This is a genomic window from Cobetia sp. SIMBA_158, from assembly GCF_046566945.1.
Lineage (GTDB): Bacteria > Pseudomonadota > Gammaproteobacteria > Pseudomonadales > Halomonadaceae > Cobetia > Cobetia amphilecti.
Window position 1 is genome coordinate 1 of record NZ_JAWJYL010000227.1, and the last position, 283, is coordinate 283.

The window sequence follows — 283 nt, forward strand, 5'->3', positions numbered from 1 at the left end:
GCTCATTATTAAGTGCAGTGTATAAATTAGTGAGTAAGTCGTCGGGGGTGATCACACTTTGCTCTTGCTTACGCTTAACAATGGCTGATTTTACCCAGCGTGCAGCTTCTTGTACCAACGCTATTTTTAAACCTTGGTTCATGGTGTTGTTAAGCGCTGATAAGGTATCAAACTGACTTAATAGTGGATGCGTAAACAAAGGCTGATTTTTTTTATAGTTAGTGGTGTCACTTAAGTTCTTGGTACTCCATATTTCAAACGAATACTTATTGGTACCAAACTC

Annotated in this window: 1 protein-coding gene; it reads right to left on the reverse strand. The window is 38.5% G+C overall.

Annotated elements, in window-relative coordinates; genetic code table 11:
• A partial coding sequence (locus R2R70_RS19750) for a hypothetical protein (RefSeq protein ID WP_410978860.1) occupies positions 1 to 283 on the reverse strand: 283 nt, incomplete at both ends.